Here is a 19,119-nt window from a genome sequence, read left to right on the forward strand (position 1 = left end):
TAAAAAGCCATTCACAAAAGGAACTAAAAGTAACCTTGAAAGCCAAGCATAAGGCACATAGCGATGCGCTGGATCAGGTATTGCACACATGGAATTGCAACGCTGTTGCCCAAAGCCTTATATCGATTGGAGTCCGACACATTTGGCATATTTGTCCAACCATCCGGGTACCCTTGTAGCCGTTCACATTCCATTGGTGTGAGTCTGCGAATGAGGTATACCATTCCCATCTTTTCAGGTAACTGTTGATAAATTAGATCTGTAGCATCCTTGTACTGGCGCGCACTTTGGGTCCCTACAACTGTATCGCTCTGAAATAGATCGACACGCTGCCGGCGAAACACTGCATGATGATCTGTTGCGGTCAAAGTATAGGATAGATTCGGCTGATATCCAATTCCGTTCCCACCATTATGTGGCTGCCGGTCAATTGCATTTCCTGTAATACAATAGGTTTCCTCTGGTGCTGCAACCAAAGGCAAATTGTTTCCACCAGTTCCAGCCCTTGCAGAGAGAGTAGGTGACACAGCATGTGGACCAGTATAGCGGGCATCAATTCCGTGGTTCTCGTATAGGGCCGGTTCTTGGGGCGAATCAACTACCAAAGGATGATTCAGTAAGCTTGCGGATAAAGTTGGTGAACATTCGACTGGCCCACGGTATCTGGTGTCCTGACCGTGGGCATCAAGAACCAAAGGTTCATGTCCGTGTGTCTGAGCGCGGAGCGTTCCTGTCATCTCTTTGGTTACATCCATTACACGGCCGCCCTGATCATTCAGGCAGAAAACAGTCGGCATACAATTTCCGCTGGCACTACCTTTGAGAGTAGGAGCGATTTCTTCATCGTAGCCAATGCTACCGGCAGTTGCACCAGCCCCTGCGGAGAATCCTGCGGCAAAAATGCATGGGTATCCCTGACCCGCTTGACCTCCACCAGTGCTTAAAGTGGTGTGTTTTTCTTCTGTAATAAAGCAATCGCCGCTTCCTTTTGTTATTAGACCCGATACATGAAGGCTTTCCGGGGGCAATAGGGCGAGGTCGCCGTCTATGCCGCAAGTAAATCTGGCCTCATCCTGCTGGTTATTCACAAAAGGAGTTGGATCCAGAACACCATTTCGTCCTGTGGACATACCGCAGTTGGTTCCAAGTGTGGCAGACACATCGCCCGTTAAATCACCGTTATAACCATCGACCCCAGTAATTTCTCCGTGCAGATTAGTGTCCTCCGGTTTTTGTATCCCAGCCTGAACCCTCAGTGCTGCCGCAAGTGCTGTCGGAAGATCTTTCCCCCTCTCCTCCGCTCGCCGCAGGATACCCATGCAAGCTGTCGGGGATAAATAATATTTGGATGGGACTGTATCCTGCAAAATCTGTGATAAGGAAGATTCGACGACGGCGCTGGGGCACTCCGAGGTATTGAGCGTCCCAAGTGACCCAAGCCACACAGGATCGTACTCCCAGCACGGCCCCAGCATATTCCCAGCGCCCGGTCTCAGGTCTAATAACATGAAGGTATGGTTCTTCAACTTGGAGGAACGATTGGAGGACGATTTTGAAGTCTTCTCCGTTTGCGCTGGAGAATGCTCCTGGGACATTTTCCCACACTCCATATCTTGGCCGAACAAGGATATCTGGCCGTCCTCTTTGCTTATCTGCATATCTCATCTCCTTAATGATGCGGATCTGTTCCAAAAATAGGCCGGAGCGTTCACCGGCTAACCCGGCACGCGCTCCGGCCACGGAAAGATCCTGACACGGAGAGCCACCGCAGATGATATCCACCGGCGGTAACGCTGCTCCATCTAATTGTGTGATGTCTCCGACATGAACCATGTTGGGAAATCTTTTTTGTGTTACTGAGATTGGAAACGCCTCAATTTCGCTGGCCCACAGCGGTTCTATACCACTGCGAACAGCAGCCAAAGGGAATCCACCAATTCCATCAAAGAGGCTGCCCATCGTCAGGACACGGCCTGTGGGTGCTATCATTTTGTTGCCGCCTGTACAAGCGTACGGGTGGTGTTGACAGCTGCTTGAGCTGTGTACACCGCAGACATGATGTTGGCTCTGGTGGTGGTGTCCAGACCAAATGTTCCTGCAATCCTGGGCACTTCGCCAGCAGAAAGCATCAGACCTAATCCCAGCAGAGCATGCTCGCTGAATACCATTAGCCCTGCCACCAATATGGTGGCCTGCAGGAAAGCGGTAAGGCATAAGCCAATCACTTGCTTCATCCACTGGGTAAAACCATCGGTGTATCCTCTAGGGATTGAAAACATATAGAGGCTTCCGACCGCAATCTGAATGAGGAGGATTCCGCCTCTTTTTAGATTTGCGAAAAACACCTTGATCACAGCATAGGCCATCAAAATAATGCAGAAGATCAGCATGAGTGGGTTGGTGCCAATTCCCCAGTGGCCAGCAGCAGCGATCTCCGTTAAGGAAGTAGACTCCATGTTTTCTAAAATTGCCGCGCCAAGATCTCCAATGCCTGAACCGGCTCCGGTGATACCTTGTGCAAAGGTCCCTTGTAGCGCAACGGATAGCGAATACAGGCGTACCGGAACAACGGTAAAAAGGTTAACTGCCAGAAAACCCTTAATGGCATTTAATGCGGCCTGTTGGATATTGCCACGGCCAGAAATATATTCTATTCCGCACTCAAATCCAGAAACGACCAGACTGACGCCATACAGAGCCCAACCGAGTTGAGAGAAGAATAGGACAACTGCTTGTACCCATTCCAATTCAAAAAGTTCCGCGCCCATATTGCCCATCTGGGAAAAAAATGCACCGAGAAAACCAACGATCTGACTGTAAAACCAATCCATAAGAGCATCCATAATAGGATTGGCTACAAAATCCCAAATAAACATTAGGCACTAACACCTCCTCCCACAAAAGGTAACCGCACCCCCTTCCCAATCAGGAGAGGGTGCGGCCTTCGATTCTTAGATACCGATGATGCCCCAGATGTAGTTGGGAGCCAGCAACACGAAGATAAGGCATACAAAGAGGATTGCCGGACCAGTCCATTCGAATTGTCCCCTTGTGCGGTAATCGAAGTACGACATTCCCAGCTTCACAAAGAATGCAATGGCAAGGATCATGCTCAGGGCAGGAAAAACCACATTATCCACGACAGTCTTGATTTGCGTTGCGGCATCATCCCAGGTCTGTTCCACTGCACCGGCCACATCACCGCCAGCTGCAAAAGCGGGGACAGTGAGTAAAATCGCCATAAGGGAAATCACACAAAAGGCACATAAGTATTTTTTCAACTTCATGTTAATCACCCTTTCTTAAAAAATATCGAGCTGGAACCGGTGTGCCTTTCCTCCGAGCTGAAACCAGCTGAAAAGCCTTTGAACCTTTTGTTCTCCTCTGCTCATAGATAGTTCCTCCTCAAAGTGGGAGGGCCGCCCAATTGGGCGACCCTCCTGGATGTAATGGAATTGGATCAATATCCCGTTCTGGGAAGGGGCTCGGAAGGCTTATAAACCTTGGTTACCCAACGGCTGGTTGCCATGATCCACTGTCCGTCATAGACACCGCCCACATCTGCCTGGTTAACGAACTGGGTGCCACCAGTGAGCCAAGAGACTACATTGCAATAGACTCTCGGTGCCTCCACCTGTCGGAAATTGGAGGGCACCACGCCGAAGGACACCATAAACTGGGTCACATACTCGTTGGAAGCCAAACCAAGTGCTGCAGGCGAGGCATCCAGCGTATAGTTCTGCATGGTACTCAGGTTGTCGTACATGGTGCGCCATGTACCGCCGCTCAGGTTGGTCTGGTAGACCACCTTGTAATTTCCAGGCACATTATAGGTGCCAGTGATGATCTTATCCAGCCGTACCGCCTGGGTAGGCAGGGTATCCCTCCAGTAGAAGGAGGTCAGGCTGGTGGTGGAGTTGTTGCCGATGCCAGAAAAGTCGTAGCGAATCTGCTGCCCAGGCATGACCTCCACATATCCGGTCTTTTTAATGCTGACGTTGGTATAGAGGCTCTTATTTGTCATGGCCGTCTTAACGATCTGACCGGCAAACTCGATCTCCACCTCAATGGGAGTCTTGTCCAGGCCATAGAACTCGGCTGCCTGGGCTTCCACAACTTTGTACCGGCCCAGGGGCAGCGGCTTAGAGACTGCCACGCCATTTTTGTCCGTCTTGATGGTATCCACCAGCTTGCCGGTCCGATAGTTGTAGATCTCGAAGACGGTGTTGGGAATGGGGGTTCCGGCAGGCCAGCCGTTCATCGAATTATAATCCGCCGAAGTTTTGGTAATCTGGATCTGTCCGGTGATGGGAGTGTTTTCCCACTCAACCTCGGTGGTCTCACCAGACTTCACATAGACCGTTTTCTTCTGCGTGTCCGGGACATACCCCTCATTTTCCAACTCGCGCAGGTAGTAATGTCCTGCCTCCAAATCCTCAATGTAGACATAGCCACGGTCATCACTGGTGTACTGACCGATGGGGGTATTGCTGCTGTCATAGAGAAGGAAGGTCACCCCGTAGATCCCTTCGCCGGTAGTGCTGTCCGTCTTATGGATCAGGATACCGGACACGGCCTTATTGGTAATCTTGAGCGGCTCTGTCTTTCCGTTCTCCACCTCAAAGTAGTAGGGGGTGCTGTCCAGCTTGAAGCCATCCGCTGCCTCGACCTCCACCGCATAGTAGGCACCGTCTTCCAGGGAAACGAAGACTCGACCGTTTTTGTCCGTGGTGACGGTATCGATCAGTTCATCATCTACCTTACGGATCTCGAATGTGGTGCCAGGAATGCGCTCGGTCTGATCAGCTTCGTTGACCTTGATAATCTCAACCCCGCCGATGGGATCGTTATAAAAAGTCAAGGTCTGCGTATCTGCCGGGTTTACCACCACGGTCTGGGACTGAGTGGCCGGATCAATGGTGTAGCCATCAATGGTTTTCGTTTCCTTTACCACGATCGTGCCGGTCACACCACTGATTCGAATCTCGCCGTTGGCATCTGTGGTATAAAGGCCCTTGCTGGACAGGTGGCCGTTGTCAGCGTCCACATAGCCGCCATCGGCGTAGGTCAGCTCAAACTCCACACCAGCCAGAGGCTTTTTTGTCACGGAATCGAGCTTTCGAATGATCAGAGTGCCCTTCGCCGCATTATAGAAGCGCAAGGTCTGTACCTCGCCGGTCTTAATCTCAATGGACTTGGGAGAAGTGTCCAGCACATAGCCCTCCACTGTTTTGACCTCTCTGGCGGTCACCGTGGTGCCGGGCTCCAAACCGTCAATAACAATGCGGCCATTCTCATCGGTAATGTACTCTCCATTGCTGGAGCCAACGACCGCGCCGGAACTATCTGTGACCAAGAAAGTCACGCCCGCCAGCGGCGTTGTGGTACCCTCGATATACTTTTCGATGACCAATGTGGTACTGGGTGTGTTGGTGAAGTAGAGAGTCTGCGTATCATTGGGGTTGACCTGGACGGTCTGGGTCTTCTTTGCGGGATCAATGCTGTATCCCGGAATGGTTGCGGTTTCGGTCACTACCAGGGTGCCCACAACACCGTCAATCTGGATCTTTCCGTCCTTATCGGTAAAGTAAAGACCGTTGCTGGAGATGTAGCCGTTCTCGTCCGGCACGTACTCACCGGTAGATGTGGTCACCTTAAATGTGACTCCCTCAAGGGGTTTACCAGTAAGCGAGTCCCGCTTATCGATGACCAAGCTTCCGGCCTTAGAGTTCTTGATGACCACTGTCTGTGTATCGCCGTTCTCGCCGATCACCACATTTGTGGTAGGCTGATCGATCACATACCCAGACGGAGCCTTCAGTTCAGAGATTACATAGGCACCTGGGGCCAGATTCGTGATGTGAATTTCACCATTGGAGTCCGTGGTGAAGATGCCATTCTGGGTGAGAGTGGAATCTCCAATGACACCATCCAGCCCAACTTCACATCCTGCTGCCGTAGTCACTCGGAATTCAGCACCAGGAAGAGGTTTGCCGGTGGCGCTATCGCGTTTCTGAATAATGAGCTCTCCATTGGGCTGATTCTTGAAGGTAAGCGAAACAGTGCGCCCCTCCTTGATCTGGATGGTCTGGGACTGGGTGTCAATCAGGAAACCTGCCGGAGCCTTCGTTTCAGTGACGACCACGCTTTTACCGGGAGCCAAGCCCTCGATGCGGATCTCACCGTTCTCGTCCGTGCGGTAGATTCCATTATTGTCCCCGATCAAAGTGCCATCGGCATACATGACCTTAAACTCGGCGTCCTGGAGAGTCACGCTGGGATTGACAGAACAAACCTTGCGAATCAGCAGGTTGCCATCCGGCATATTCTTAAACCGGACGGTGACAACCGACTGTTCTCCGCTGTCGGCCAGATAGACGGTTTCCGAAGACTGGATGATGCTATAGCCGTCCGCAGGGTCCACTTCCTCCAGAATATAGGTGCCGGGTTTGAGGCTGGTCCAAATAGCGGTGCCGTTTCTCCCGGTCACCTTCTGGCCAATAATCGTTCCACCGGTGCCAGATGTCCCGCCAAGGTAACGCAGCTGGAACGTGCAGCCCGGAAGGGCCTCACCAGTGACGCTGTCGTATTTCTCGACGATGATGGCGTTAAGGGGAGTGTTCTGGAAGGTAACGGTTTTCTTTTCTCCGCCATGGAGAATGATCTTCTGAGTTGTGGGCTCTACCATCTGGAACCCAGGAGCAGGCTCTACCTCAGTGATGGTGTATTCGCCGGGATACAGCCGCTTTCCCTGCTCGTGGAGTCGGATCTCGCCGTTAGAATCCGTCAGGAACTCGCCAAAATCAATGGTGGCAGGTGCGTCAGCGGCCTCACCATTGCTGGTATAGGTTACATGGAATCGCGCTCCCTCCACGGGGGCACCAGCAACGCTATCCTCCTTGTAGATGGTGAGTTCAGGGCTTTTGCTGTTCTTGAAAACAAGCTTCTTTTCATCCCCTGCATTCAGAGAGATCGTCTGTACCCGATCTGCGTCTTTATCGGGGAGGAAGTAGGGGGCCGGTACGGACAATTCAGTGACACGGTAAGTACCAGGTGCCACACGGAGGGTAACAGTACCATCCTGGCCGGTGGTGACATCATTCTGGTAATCACCATCAATGGCTTCAATCCGGAAGACGGTGCCGGAAATGGGGGTGGTGGAGTCTGCAGCATCGACTTTAGCGATGGTGAGCTGAGGCTGCTTCAAGTTATCAAAGATCAGCTGCTTCTCATCGCCAGGACCCAGCCAGATCGTCTGGGTAGGTTCCGCAGCCACCACATAGGGGTCAGGTACGGAGATTTCAGTCACTTCATAGCTGTCTACGGGAAGGCCAGTCAAAGTGGACGTGCCGTCTTCACCAGTAGTAACATCCGTGTGGTAGCCGTGATGAATGCCCTTTACTTCAAAGACGGCTCCCGGAACAACCTGTCCGGTCTGGCCATCGCGTTTAAGAATGGTAAGGGTAGGAAGTTCTTCATCTACTGCGGAGACCGAAATCGTGCCGCCACCGTCCACATCTTCCTGATCCACATGGACGGTTACAGGCTCTTCGAGTCGGGCATAGGGAGCCGGTACATAGACTTCAACGAAAGCGTAGAGGCCCTCGGTGATATTGGTAACGGTAATAATTCCAGAGGCATCGGTTTTCTCTGTGGCAATGATCTGCCCATCTTTCAGGACATTGAATACTGCGCCTTCGATGGGCTGGTCGGAGTCGTTTACCTTCAAGAGTTCGAGCTTTACTTTTGCATCGTTCTCGAACACAAGGTCAACATCGCTCTTGCCGTCCCAATAGAACTCCTGCCGGACCTTATCAGGATCTTTGCTGATGGTGTACCCATTGGGAGGGGTGACTTCAGTGGCTACATAAGAGCCGATGGGCATCGTATCCCAGGGTACATCCTGCAGATATCCTCCGACACCAGTGGTGTAGGTGCCGGTAAAGCTGTTATCGACACCCTCGATCTTAATCACAGCACCAGCCAGCCCCTTGCTGGGATCGTCGGAATCCACTTTGCGGATGCTGCCCTCACTGGTGATGACAGGAGTATCAGTAAAGGTAACTGTGACGGTGGTACCGCTCTCGTTGGGGAGAACAACATACTGAGGTCCTGCGTTATCAATTTCGTAGCCCTCCGGAGGGGCCATTTCAGTTACGGAATAAGTGCCCGCATCCAAAGACGACAGCGTATAGGTTCCATCGCTCCCGGTGACAAACTCCTTGGAATAGGTGCCATTGGCGGACTGGATGAGGAACCGAGCACCGGAAAGGCCCTTGCTGGGGTTGGTAGAGTCTACCTTCTTTACGGTAAGCTCGTACTGCTCGCGGGTGATGGTGAGTTCGCCAACGAATACAGCCTGAACATCATTGGCGGGGTGGTAATTGGAGCCGGGACCAGCATATTTGTATTCATATACTGCGCAATCACCCCAAACACCCTCTGCACCGAGGTCGAGAGTGTACTGGGCCCTGTCGCGGAAAGACCAGCCATCCAGTTCCTCATCAATGCTGGTGTAGTTGGTGTGTTTGAGGTTGTTGAAAACATACATCAATTCTTCCGCGCAGGCGACCACAGGATCAGAGAGCAGACCGGCCTTATACCGCCAAACTACTGCCTGCACCCATGCATTCATAGTCCAGGTATAGTCGGAGCCCCATACTTCATCCAGGCCCAGTGCTTGTGCCCGGTCAGTGAAAATACCTTTGGTATGACAATAGAAATATGCCATCATAATTTTCACTGTGGAGTCGTTGATTTCTTTGGGGCTGTTCCACTCATGACCTTCCAAAGACCAGCCCATGCCTTTGCCTTTTTCGGAGCAAAAGCCCATGACGCTGTCGCCGTTGAAATCAAACTGCATCTGGTGCATATAGCAAATCCCTAATGCGGGAGAGTCATAGTGGACCCCGTTGTAGGTGCAGTCCTCCAACTTAATGGTGTTGGGGCTGGCAGCCAGCGCACTGGCAGGGAACAGGCCCACAATACACAGAACAGCGAGCAGCAAGGACATCATGCGAATATATACGGAATGCGTTTTCATCTTCATTTTTTGTCCTTTCTTCGAAAAAAGAAAGGGCCGCAGGGATGGAGCATTCCAGTCAAAACAGACTGTCGGGTCCTGTATCCCTACGGCCTGTTGCTTTTCTCGATATTATTTTTTGCGGTTATTCTTCTTGAACTTGGAAAATAGGCAGATATGCTATTGCATTACATCATTTTACTCACCTTCTTTCTTGTATAGGCACAAAAAAACGACCCCTCCAGTTTTGGAGGGGCCACACTCTACATGGATTTATCCGTAGGGATTATTGGTATTAGGCTTTCCGAGAAACAGATAGCAGTACGTAACGCCATTGTCCTTGGTTACACCTACACCAAGACTTGTTGCGTCTGGATCCGTCATGGTTTGGAAGTGACCAGGAGACTTTTCCCAGTTATCCACTGCGCGCTGTGCAATATCTGCTATTGCCGCACCAGTGAATACGGTGAGATTTGAGCCGAAGCCATAGGGATATCCAGATGCCGCCACCGCTTCACACTCTTCTTTCGTGTGATGCCAGGTAAACTTTTGATCGCTGCAGTTCTGCGCTGCTGCCATCAGGCGCTGATCGATAGTCAGTTCCTGGAGACCATTCTCGCGTCGTACCTCGTTCACGAGGACGGCGATCTCTTCTCTCACCTCCTCAAGCGTGGAGGATGCTTCCGGTGCTTTTCCAGTGTAAGGAGCATCACTGTCCATGTACACCGCTCCGTCCCAATACACATTGAACCCGACCATCTTGCCCACATCTGCAAGTTTGACATAGTTGTTGCCGTTTATGATATATGCTTCCATCTGAACTTTTTCCCCATCCAGGAAGAACTGGTGGGAGCTGCGAACTGCAGTGAATAGTTCTTCAGCGGCGTGTGCTGTGGGGAATGCCAGAAACGCGCCGATTACGATACCTGCCGCTACCAGGGCCAGATTCTTTTTTGCCTTCATATTCATTCCTCCTTTGCATTATGTGGATCTTTGCAAGCACACAATATCCAAGAAGGAGGTAGAAGTCAAGCAGAATCTTCCGTGTGGGCAGAGAACAAATGGCGGCTCAGCAGATCAGTTTACACAGCAGTCGCCTGGACGCACCAGCGGTAAGCACTCTGATTCATTACGCAGGTGTACAACACGATCCGGTCCTCGCCAGTAGGCGTCATGGCGCTGCGGTCCGTTTCGCTGACCTTACTGACGGAGGTAACTTTATAGGTGCGGGTGCCCAGCTTAGTGGTCAGGGTGATCTTATCCCCGATCTCCAGGGTATGGATCTTGCCGAAATGGTTGTTGACACCCCGATTGTGGCCAGCCAGGGCAACAGTGCCGTCCCAGATACTCGTGTCTGTGAAGTGGCCTGCTCCCTTGGCCAGTGTGCTGCTCCCGGTGCCCTGATAGATCTTCACACTGAGGCCAATGGCGGAGATTTTCAGAGTTCCCAGATAACCACCAGAATAGTAGAGATCATCGGTCACATAGGTATAACCGCCAGATGTACTGGATCCGCCAGAACTGCCAGAGCTGGTATTGCCTGTGTTTTCGCCAGACGTAGGCGGGAATACGATGGGCATATTGCCGCCGGAGATAGTACCAACCGCCATGCCGCCAGGGGCCAAGTTGGAGGTAAGATAGGTACCTGTTCCAAGGGCATCTGCGCTGGGGCTGCCAAAGGAAGGCGGGATCAGGGCTGCGTTTTTGCTCACATCCTCATTCTTCATTGCCCCACCATCAACCGTTTGGACTACCTCGATAGAAGTAGGATCCCCATAATCCGGATTACCAGGGGCGTCAATGCTGTAGTCTAAGGCGCTGGCAGGCAAGGCCAATGCTGCAGACAGGCAAAGCGTCAGGCAAGTGGAAATTACTCGTTTCATTCGCTCTCCTCCTCCGTTGTCTCGTGGCGACGCTTCATAAATAGAGCGGCACCTGTTCCTGCACCGACTAGGGCTACGATACCGAAGGGGACTGCAATGGCCAACCAATTAAACTGGGCGGGCCCAGTGCTTTCATCCTCCGTTGGCAGAATAGGCTCCAGCGGTGTTCCTTCAAAAATAGCCACATAGCGCACCTTATTCAGGGCGATGCGGCTGACGGTTCCGGTATAGTCCGCAGTCACGGTATAACCTTTCACATAGGAGCTGGTCGCAGTTCCGGTATAGGTGGCGACAGCGGTGAAACGGTCACCAACGGCATATCCATCCATGTTTGCGGTATTGTCTGTCTGCCAATTGACCGTTTGAAGCGTCAGAGTCCGGCCATCCTCTTCGATAGTCTTGGGGATGTACTGGGTATCCTGACCAGCCAGATTGGGGTAGGAGCGTGTGGCAGAGACTTCCTTGGTGGAGCTGCCATACCCAGCAACCTCCACCCGGACTGTGGACAGGTCCAGGCTCAGAATCCCGGTCAGACCGTCATCCGTAACGAATTCCTTTTCGGCGGGCAGCAGCGCCAGCACAGACTCCATATCCTTATTCTTGCTGGGCAAGGAGACCGTTTCAGTGTGCTGCCGACTTTCGTTTTCGGGAAGCTCCTGTTTGAGCAGATCCGTCAGGGTATAGTGGAAGCCATCCTGCTCGAAATCAGAGCGGGGAATCCCTGCGGGGTCATCCTCCGGCCCCAGGTCATAGATTTTTTTCAGTTCTGTGCCGTCCTCGCTGCGGCTGATAGAAGTAGGGTAACATACCTGGGCTGCAGTAGCCGCACTCCCAAGATCCGCTGCCAGTGCTGCGGGGCAGAGCGCCATTGTCAGTGTCAGAACCAGGACGCAAAGGGTCATTACTCGTTTCATGAACATTACCTCCTTACATTGCCATGGTGGGGCCGTTTTCCTCTTGACCCTCGGGGGCTGGGGACTTCTGAGCCTCCTGAACCTGTGCCTGCTCATAGGCCTCCAGGACCTTCTGATCAAACTGCTGCTTGAAATCTTTGGTGCAGGGATAGCAGATGTCTCGATACTCACCCTTTACCTTTCTGCTGGGCATGGAAACGAAAAGCCCATTTTTCCCTTCCATGATCCGTACATCCCGCACGGCAAAACAGCCGTTCAGCGTAACCGAAGCGATTGCTGCCACGGGGCCGTCCCCTCGATAGGGAAAGATCCTCACATCCATCTCCATAGGGGACACTGCTGCTTTCATGTCGTTCTTCATGTCTTCATTCCTCCTGAATTTGATGAATTTTGGTTAAGCCGCTCTAAAGTGCGGCGGACCAACAGGTCATACTCCCAGGGCTCAACTTCCAGAGATACAAAAGCGCCGCCCTCCGTCAGACCATCCGCCATAAACTTAAGAATCAGCGGATGCTTCGAAGCGCAGCGTTTCCATTCTCTCAAGGGGATCCATCCTGTACCGGCGCGATACGCCAGCGTAATGGCGGATTCCTTTGCCCGGTTTGCATTCAGCCAGAGATATTTATCCTTTAATTTTGAAGATAAGGAGTCACCTTTTGGAATTGGTACAATCGCATCAGGATGGAGGACATACCGAAGCCGCAAGGCGGAAATACATGCCTGTGTTGCAGTATTGACCTCTTCCACATCGGCCCAGAGCGGAAACTGCTTGTAGTCAGAGGCCAGGATGTCTTCGCCTTCTCTGTCATATTCAAAGAGCGGGACACATCGAGCGATCTCCAGACAATGCACTCCATCCGTCAGCCCAAGAGATTTTACTCCCGTAGCAGGCAGACTCGCATAATGCGTTAACGCATCATCCAAAGATAGAAAATGGGACATCCGCCACCCGACCACGCCTTTCGGATCATGTCCCAGACGAAGATCATCCACCGTGTAATAACTCAAATTCATAATTCCTCCTTTTCACTCCATCTTCATGCCTTCCATGTTGTGATCAACATTCTGGCCTGTCAGCTCGTTCAGTTTTTCCTCAGCCCACTCCGGCAGAAGATTCTCCTGCAGGACTCCGATGAAGTCTAATCGGTTCCATCTGGTATGTTCTCCATCTCCCAGGCAGGTACAGCGGATAGAACGACCGATGGCATGGGGACTGCACCCAAATCCATCATGGGCATACCAAAGCTGATTTTCCTGTGTCCAGCAGGATTCTCTCAGAGTGTCCGGACTCAGTACCAGCACCTTTCCTGTGTAATCTAAATCCTCCCATGAATTGGGTTCGCAGTGTTCTGGGCCGAAGAGGTTAAGCTTCTGATAGGCCTCCCGTACTTGGTTCACAAAACCATTCACAACCTCGGAGTGTGAGTTAACAATAAACTCCACCTCGTGGCCCATATCTTCCGGAATGAAGGTGCGCTGTGCCCAACTTCTGTTGTCGGGGCGGAATCGGTCATCGCCACTCTTTTCCTGGATGGTGTTTGCCAGCACCCAGTTCACCCGCTTGAAACCGAACTCCTCCAACACCTCTTTGGCGCAGTACTCTTTGAGATGCACGCCATCAAAGCCTTGGCGGATACTATCCTCAATCGCTTTTTTACAGGCGATGTTGGCCTGATGGCTGGCCCGCCATAGGGCTATCTGCCCGCTGCGCCTGGCTGCGTCCAGACCGTCTGTGTAGAGGTAGGTATCATTCCTCATCTGCTTCGTCCTCCACCGCCAGAAGCAGACGCAGACCGTCCGGGTTGGCTCCGCACTCCAGAAGATCATCCAGCAGCTCCTCATCCACGGTCTCGAGAGGGTCGGGGATATCCAGGACATCGACGATTTCATTGCTGGCATCCACCAGCTGGAGAATCAAGGAGTCGATCACCTCGTAGAGATGGGTGATAGTGGTGATGGCCTGCCGCGCCGTGATGTCCTCCCGGCTGATCAGGATACTGCCTGCATCTGCCTGGATAGTCAGCTGCTCCGCGTCAGCCAATTCAGCCATCTGCATGGCGGGGAAAGGAATTTTCTGGTTTCTGTTCTCGGGATTACGATGTAATACAAACTTCATTTCAAATTACCTCCTAGTCTGCTTTTAAGATTCTGCGAGGCCGGTGCAGGATGACGGGTTCCCACATGGCCTCAGTTGCCTGCCCAAAGATATCAAGTTGCTTATTCAGGTAGGGGCTGGGATCGTAGTTGGTGATGATCAACTCCCTGAAGGTGGAACCTTCGGTCTGTGACAGCGGATTGGTTCGTTTCAAGGAGATGATGAAAAAATCATCTTTGTACAGATCAATGATCCGGTCATCATAGCCGTAGGAGATGATCACATACCCTTTACATGAACGTGCCCTGTCGTGAAGGATGATGTGGTGTTCCGGAAGGAATCGCACATCATAGACCTTTTCTGTCAGCATATAGGGTGGATCTGCATAGATGATTCCGTCCGGACGGTCCTCCTTGGGGATCAGCACAAGGGCATCCTGATGTTCCAGGAAAATGCTGTCCATTCGTCTTGAAACCTGGGGAAGTTTATCCACGATTGCCTGCGGGTCCACAGTTTTAATGCCAACAGAATTTCCTGTCCCACTGAAGCTGCCGTAAGTGGTGAACAGAAAAGCCGCTGCCCGCCGAACATCAAAAAGTTTTGCGTTGCCATCCAGGATCGTGAGCAGTTCGCGGATCTCTTCTTCGGTAAAACAAGTGGACTCCGCTACAACTCGTTTCTCCTCCTCAATATGCCGATAGAAGTCCGGCTCATGAGCGGCCATATCGCGGTAGAAGGCGAAGGGTGTCCTGCCATGCACCGGCAGAAACTTCAGTTCTTTGGCCAGTGAGAACGATTTTTCTTTGACGCAGCAAAACACATTGAACAAATCGTCGTTCAGGTCGTTATAAATGTCCAACCGGCCCTTCTTTGGCTGCAGACCTAAGATGACGGCACCGCTTCCACCGAACACCTCTGTAAACTGTTTCACATGGGGCGGTATCAGCTGGTGGATGTAGGGAACAAGTTTCTCTTTGTTCCCCATCCACGGAAAGAAGGGCTTAGCCATTAGCAGCACCGTCCCTTTCCGAGTAACCATCAAGGCACCCTCGCATACTGCGGATATCTTCCATCAGGCCATCCGCCATCCCCTGGAGAAAATCCATGCTGTCACAGAGTTCCGCAGCGGTGGCGGCATAGTAATAGCCGTACTGGTCACTAGCGATGGGGTTCTTTTTCTTTCGCAGTCGTTTTACCAACTTTTGAAGATCCTTAACATTGATCCCCAGTGTCCGAGCCAACTCCCTGCCGCTTTTCCGGTTTTCACGGCCATGACAGGAACTTTTCAAATAGTCCAACAACTTGTCATCTCTCATAAATGCCTCCTTTTCCGGACACGTTTTACCGAAAAAGGGCGCAAAAAAGAAGGGGCCGTTTTGTCCCTTTCGGAAAAACGGCCCCTAATTTGGTGTGAGATTGTTACATGGTCATCTCCGGTTCATGTTCTGGCTGGCTGTATTCGTAGATGACCTCTTGCCCATTCCTGGCTGCATAGCCATGGTCTGTTGTGGACAGGCCATATTTTGCCATATGATGCTGGGCGTAGGCTACAGAGTCAAAGCACTGGTTGAGCAGCGGATCCTGGCCAAGTACACCCTCCTTTCGGGCCAAGTCCATGCCATACTGCGCAAGATCAACCCCGCGGGGAATATATTCGTAGCAATGGAGGTTTTGGGCGAGATCCAGTGCCAAATCCAGGCGGTGACAGTCTTCCAACTCCATGACACACATCCATTTTTCCAACCAGTGGGGTTCTCCCTGCCCCTGTTCCGCCCAGACATAGCCGAAGTCAATGGCGTGGCGAACCAATTCTCCTGCGGAGTCATATTGGTTGAGGATGTCGGTAATCTGGGGCAGAGCGCAGTCCACATCCACCGCCATGCACTGATCCAGTGTTTCTGCTTGCAAGGCATCCAGCCCGAGAAGCAGTTCATCCGGATGGACTGCATCCATGTACTCTCCTGTGTCGGGGAATCCAATCCAGACACCCTCCATATTGTTTCTGCTTACCAGTTTGATCCGAATTGCATACTCACCGGTGTTAGGCAGCGGCATATTGGGATTTACCTCCGGCAAGGGACGATCGGGGTTCAGCCGCTCTACATAGTGGTTCTCAACAAAACTGCCTGAACCATGTTCCCGATAGGCTGCCCCAACAATTTCCGGGTCAAGGTAGCCCCGTGCCGCGTGTGTGGGGGTGTGAATATGCTCCATGACGAATCGTCCCAGTAGCACATCGTCCTCTGCTCCATAGAGGAGCTGGTAGTGATCCAATCCCTGAAGAATTTGGATGGTCGTCTGAATGTCCCTTGGTGATTCAATCTGCATGGCACCTCGGAAGAGCAGTTCTTCCTTTGCTGTCATGCTTTCCAACCGTTGTTCCAGCCAATCATGTTCCGATTTGCCCATCTCCAGCCCCTCCAAAAGAGGGGCAAGGCGGTGTTTCATGGACTCATCACCTCCATCTGCGGCCCACAATGGGACTGCGAGTAACTCACATCCAGGTCGGTGTGCTGTACCACATAGCCTTCGGAGGTGAAGACTCCGCCCTCCTCCATTCTGGCCTTTCGGCCAATGGCTGCATAGTCCAGAACCTCATACACCTCTTCCGGCAGGCCGGGCGGAATTACCGGGAAATCATTGTCCACATAGAAGTGTCCCAGCTGCTCGTCATTACCAACTCCTGGAGCAACATGACAGCAATCCGCACTGTTGGCCAGGTCGACCAGCCGACACAATGGCAGTTCCGTCATTCCTTTATCCAGATCCATGCGGACAAGGCCCTCGAAGGCCGCTTCCTGGACAGGTTCCAAGGAGGCCAGTTTCTCAGCCAGCAGATTCAACTCTGTCAGATCCATATCCTCTGGCAAATGCTCCTCAAGGTATTCCCGCCCACAGAAGTCCGATACTTCGGTATAGAGGGGGGAGCCGGTGTTCAGTTCCAGCTGGAGTGCATCCAGTTTTTCCTGTTCCATAGGCAGTTCTACCAACCGGTGAGCTGTACTGTCCATTTCCAAAGGACTTACATATACGGTGAATCCTTTATTCAAGCGTCATTCCTCCCGTCTCCTGGTTCTGATGTTCTTCATACCACTTGGGATCCGCACCAGGTACATCCCAACCGCACATGCTGCCAGTGAGCATCGCCTGTTCCTGTGCCGGTGTAATGCCCCGACGCTGGTTGTTATAGTCCGCCAGGTAGCGGTTCTGGGCCCTGTCGCCGGTACTCCAGTCGCTGGGGTAGTAGCCGCTCTCACCTTTTTTGATGCAGATAAGTGTTCCTTCACCGGGAAGCACAGACCAGCACATATCCGGCAGGCGGGTGAGAGAATCGGGGGAGAACTTTTCTTCCTCGGTCTGGATTGTCCAGTTGCTGGAGTTCCAGAGACTCACATAAAGTTCCCCCTCTTCCAGATCGATGGCCCGCTGCTCAAATCCCTCGCCCCAACCGTCCGACGCCTGACCTGAAATGTAATCAGCCAGGGCCTCTTTTTCCTCCGGCAGAAGGTCACCCACTACCTTGCATTCCGCTACGCACCACAGCTGCCCATCGCGGCTTTCTGCGTCAAACACGATGGACTGAACTTTTTCATTTACCCCATCCTGTTTATCATACCAGCGCATAAGGCCGCGACTTTTTTCCTCCGGCACCTGGTTTTCCAGAAGCGCCTCGTGAATGCACGACTGATAGTCTCGCAGATCACGACCATTCAAATCGTTGCCGTACTCCTCCAGATCTCCCCAGCTGTCACGACCGTAAAGTTGAGCGGTGAGAGGCATGTAGAATTTCAGAGTCTGGGGTTCCGGTAACAGAACGCGGAATCGGTCTTCGCCAATCCGGAGGGCAAGGCCACTGCCGTTGTCCCAACTGATATGAAACTGTGCGTCATCATCGATATATTTGAGCGTCCCCATACTTCCAGGGGACAGTGCGTAGGGATCATCTTTCATTTCCGTCAATCGAATGCGAGACCCCTTGGGATATTGCTCCCGGAGAAAGTCCAGCCACTCTTTTTGTATTTGCATCTTGCACCTCCTACATGGTCATGCCCTGATCTTGGGACATATCCTCCAATTCCTGATGGAGTTGTTCTACTGCCTCGAAAATCGTTGGATCGTTCTTGAAACTCTCCAGTTTCTGATAGTCACCGAAAAATGTCTGCTCCCCGTCCACCATTCGGACAAAGTCGACTGTTGCGAAGTCATCCTTGGTGACACCAAGCCGTTTCTCAGGATGGTCGCTGTTCTGATAGAGCTCGACCGCTTCGTCCAGGGTAAGGTTACGGTGGAGCTGCTCCTGCGGGGTGTTACAATCAGTCATCACAAACCACGCATAGGAATGGGGGAGGGACGGGTCTGCCACATCTTGAAGGGCTTGCAACCCTTTCTCGGTCAAGCCGTAGTTACAGGTTCGTCGAGGATTTTCCTCGCCCGCAAAATCCAACAGAATATCATCCACTGCTTTCTTGATCTCTGGATCTTCAGAAAGCGTTTCGTGCTTGAATCCGGTCGTATTGCGGAGTGGAAGTTCTTCTTTGATAGTTTGAAGATACTGATGTGGGTCTGTGAACTCCTGAGCCGTCCCATCTGCAAAGGTCACTCGCCCCACTATCTTGTCCTTTTGGGCCATTTCCTGCTGCCGCTTATCATAGCAGTATAGGTAGCCCTGATAATCACCCGGAGTGGGGGTACAGCGGAGACAGTAGCGGTAGTGGTCTGTTTCTGCCACATATCCAAAACTTCTGCTGTCCTCTGTGATGGTCCCGCCGTTTTTGTGACAGTAGTTGCTCATGGAGGCCAGATCTTTTAGCGGCCCGTTTGCTCGTAAGGTGTCAACGATAGCTTGGAGTTCTTCCTTGAATTCCAAAGTATTGAATCGATCCTCGTTGTGAGGCCACCAGGTATGCCAAAATTCCTTGCCACCAGAACCAAAGTCCATGCGGATGTGACCAACTGTGCCCAGAGCTTCATCCTGTTTCTGGTCCAGTTCTGAATAGAAAAGGCCCGCCTCCTCAATGGAAGCGGGCCTCAGCTGAACACCGTTTTCACATTTTTTCGTAGGTTTCTGTTTCATGGTTTTTCACCTCCTTCGTTTGGTAAGTACACAACATACCACAGTTTAGAGAGATTAGCCATGGTCAAAAACATTTTTATAAGAGAAGTGAAAATAGCCTACAACAGCAGCTCCCAGTACGGCCAGCAAAG

Annotated in this window: 16 protein-coding genes and 1 pseudogene; all 17 read right to left on the reverse strand. The window is 52.0% G+C overall.

The window, feature by feature from the left end; genetic code table 11:
• Positions 1-23 precede the first annotated feature (23 nt).
• The 17 genes and pseudogenes from GPK94_RS02375 to GPK94_RS02460 all read right to left on the reverse strand — a co-directional run bounded on the left by GPK94_RS02375 (position 24) and on the right by GPK94_RS02460 (position 18,988).
• Positions 24-1,989 (reverse strand): annotated as a pseudogene (locus GPK94_RS02375) (DNA cytosine methyltransferase).
• Positions 1,986-2,876: a conjugal transfer protein TrbL family protein gene (locus GPK94_RS02385; RefSeq protein ID WP_101691712.1), complete on the reverse strand. Its 891-nt coding sequence runs from the start codon at positions 2,874-2,876 to the stop codon at positions 1,986-1,988. Before GPK94_RS02385 ends, GPK94_RS02375 begins: the two are co-directional and overlap by 4 nt.
• A gap of 75 nt (positions 2,877-2,951) precedes the next feature.
• Positions 2,952-3,287: a DUF3852 domain-containing protein gene (locus GPK94_RS02390; protein WP_148337099.1), complete on the reverse strand. Its 336-nt coding sequence runs from the start codon at positions 3,285-3,287 to the stop codon at positions 2,952-2,954.
• A 173-nt stretch (positions 3,288-3,460) separates the two neighbouring features.
• Entirely contained in the window at positions 3,461-9,049 is a 5,589-nt protein-coding gene (locus GPK94_RS02395) for a SpaA isopeptide-forming pilin-related protein (protein ID WP_215654276.1), read from the reverse strand.
• 246 nt (positions 9,050-9,295) lie between these two features.
• Positions 9,296-9,985: a CAP domain-containing protein gene (locus GPK94_RS02400; protein WP_195328269.1), complete on the reverse strand. Its 690-nt coding sequence runs from the start codon at positions 9,983-9,985 to the stop codon at positions 9,296-9,298.
• A 119-nt stretch (positions 9,986-10,104) separates the two neighbouring features.
• The gene (locus GPK94_RS02405; protein WP_346727975.1) at positions 10,105-10,734 is read right to left on the reverse strand and encodes a class D sortase; all 630 of its coding nucleotides are present in this window, start codon (positions 10,732-10,734) and stop codon (positions 10,105-10,107) included.
• 167 nt (positions 10,735-10,901) lie between these two features.
• Entirely contained in the window at positions 10,902-11,819 is a 918-nt protein-coding gene (locus GPK94_RS02410; RefSeq protein WP_022289157.1) for a hypothetical protein, read from the reverse strand.
• Between the two features lie 13 nt (positions 11,820-11,832).
• Entirely contained in the window at positions 11,833-12,180 is a 348-nt protein-coding gene (locus GPK94_RS02415) for a SpoVG family protein (protein ID WP_226923584.1), read from the reverse strand.
• Positions 12,177-12,833 carry a hypothetical protein gene (locus GPK94_RS02420; RefSeq protein WP_195306576.1) on the reverse strand — a complete coding sequence of 219 codons (657 nt, stop codon included), beginning with the start codon at positions 12,831-12,833 and terminating at the stop codon, positions 12,177-12,179. The genes GPK94_RS02415 and GPK94_RS02420 overlap by 4 nt, the downstream gene beginning before the upstream one ends.
• A gap of 12 nt (positions 12,834-12,845) precedes the next feature.
• Complete coding sequence (locus GPK94_RS02425; RefSeq protein WP_215654280.1) at positions 12,846-13,577, reverse strand: DUF3849 domain-containing protein; 732 nt, start codon at positions 13,575-13,577, stop codon at positions 12,846-12,848.
• Positions 13,567-13,935, reverse strand: a complete 369-nt coding sequence (locus GPK94_RS02430; protein WP_087337436.1) for a hypothetical protein — start codon at positions 13,933-13,935, stop codon at positions 13,567-13,569. The genes GPK94_RS02425 and GPK94_RS02430 overlap by 11 nt, the downstream gene beginning before the upstream one ends.
• Positions 13,936-13,948: 13 nt before the next feature.
• On the reverse strand, positions 13,949-14,923 hold the full coding sequence (locus tag GPK94_RS02435; protein ID WP_195306635.1) for a DNA adenine methylase: 975 nt from the start codon (positions 14,921-14,923) through the stop codon (positions 13,949-13,951).
• Positions 14,916-15,230, reverse strand: coding sequence for a hypothetical protein (locus tag GPK94_RS02440; RefSeq protein ID WP_087337441.1), 315 nt, complete (start codon positions 15,228-15,230; stop codon positions 14,916-14,918). Before GPK94_RS02440 ends, GPK94_RS02435 begins: the two co-directional genes overlap by 8 nt.
• Before the next feature lie 103 nt (positions 15,231-15,333).
• Positions 15,334-16,362 carry a hypothetical protein gene (locus GPK94_RS02445; protein ID WP_215654282.1) on the reverse strand — a complete coding sequence of 343 codons (1,029 nt, stop codon included), beginning with the start codon at positions 16,360-16,362 and terminating at the stop codon, positions 15,334-15,336.
• Positions 16,359-16,964 (reverse strand): antirestriction protein ArdA, encoded by a 606-nt coding sequence (locus GPK94_RS02450; RefSeq protein ID WP_195306638.1) that lies wholly within the window; start codon positions 16,962-16,964, stop codon positions 16,359-16,361. The genes GPK94_RS02445 and GPK94_RS02450 overlap by 4 nt, the downstream gene beginning before the upstream one ends.
• Positions 16,957-17,940, reverse strand: coding sequence for a DUF4314 domain-containing protein (locus GPK94_RS02455; RefSeq protein ID WP_148337111.1), 984 nt, complete (start codon positions 17,938-17,940; stop codon positions 16,957-16,959). The genes GPK94_RS02450 and GPK94_RS02455 overlap by 8 nt, the downstream gene beginning before the upstream one ends.
• A 10-nt stretch (positions 17,941-17,950) precedes the next feature.
• Complete coding sequence (locus GPK94_RS02460; RefSeq protein ID WP_195641523.1) at positions 17,951-18,988, reverse strand: hypothetical protein; 1,038 nt, start codon at positions 18,986-18,988, stop codon at positions 17,951-17,953.
• Positions 18,989-19,119 lie beyond the last annotated feature (131 nt).

The sequence above is a fragment of the Pseudoflavonifractor sp. MCC625 genome, assembly GCF_018784545.1.
Classification (GTDB): domain Bacteria; phylum Bacillota; class Clostridia; order Oscillospirales; family Oscillospiraceae; genus Pseudoflavonifractor_A; species Pseudoflavonifractor_A gallinarum.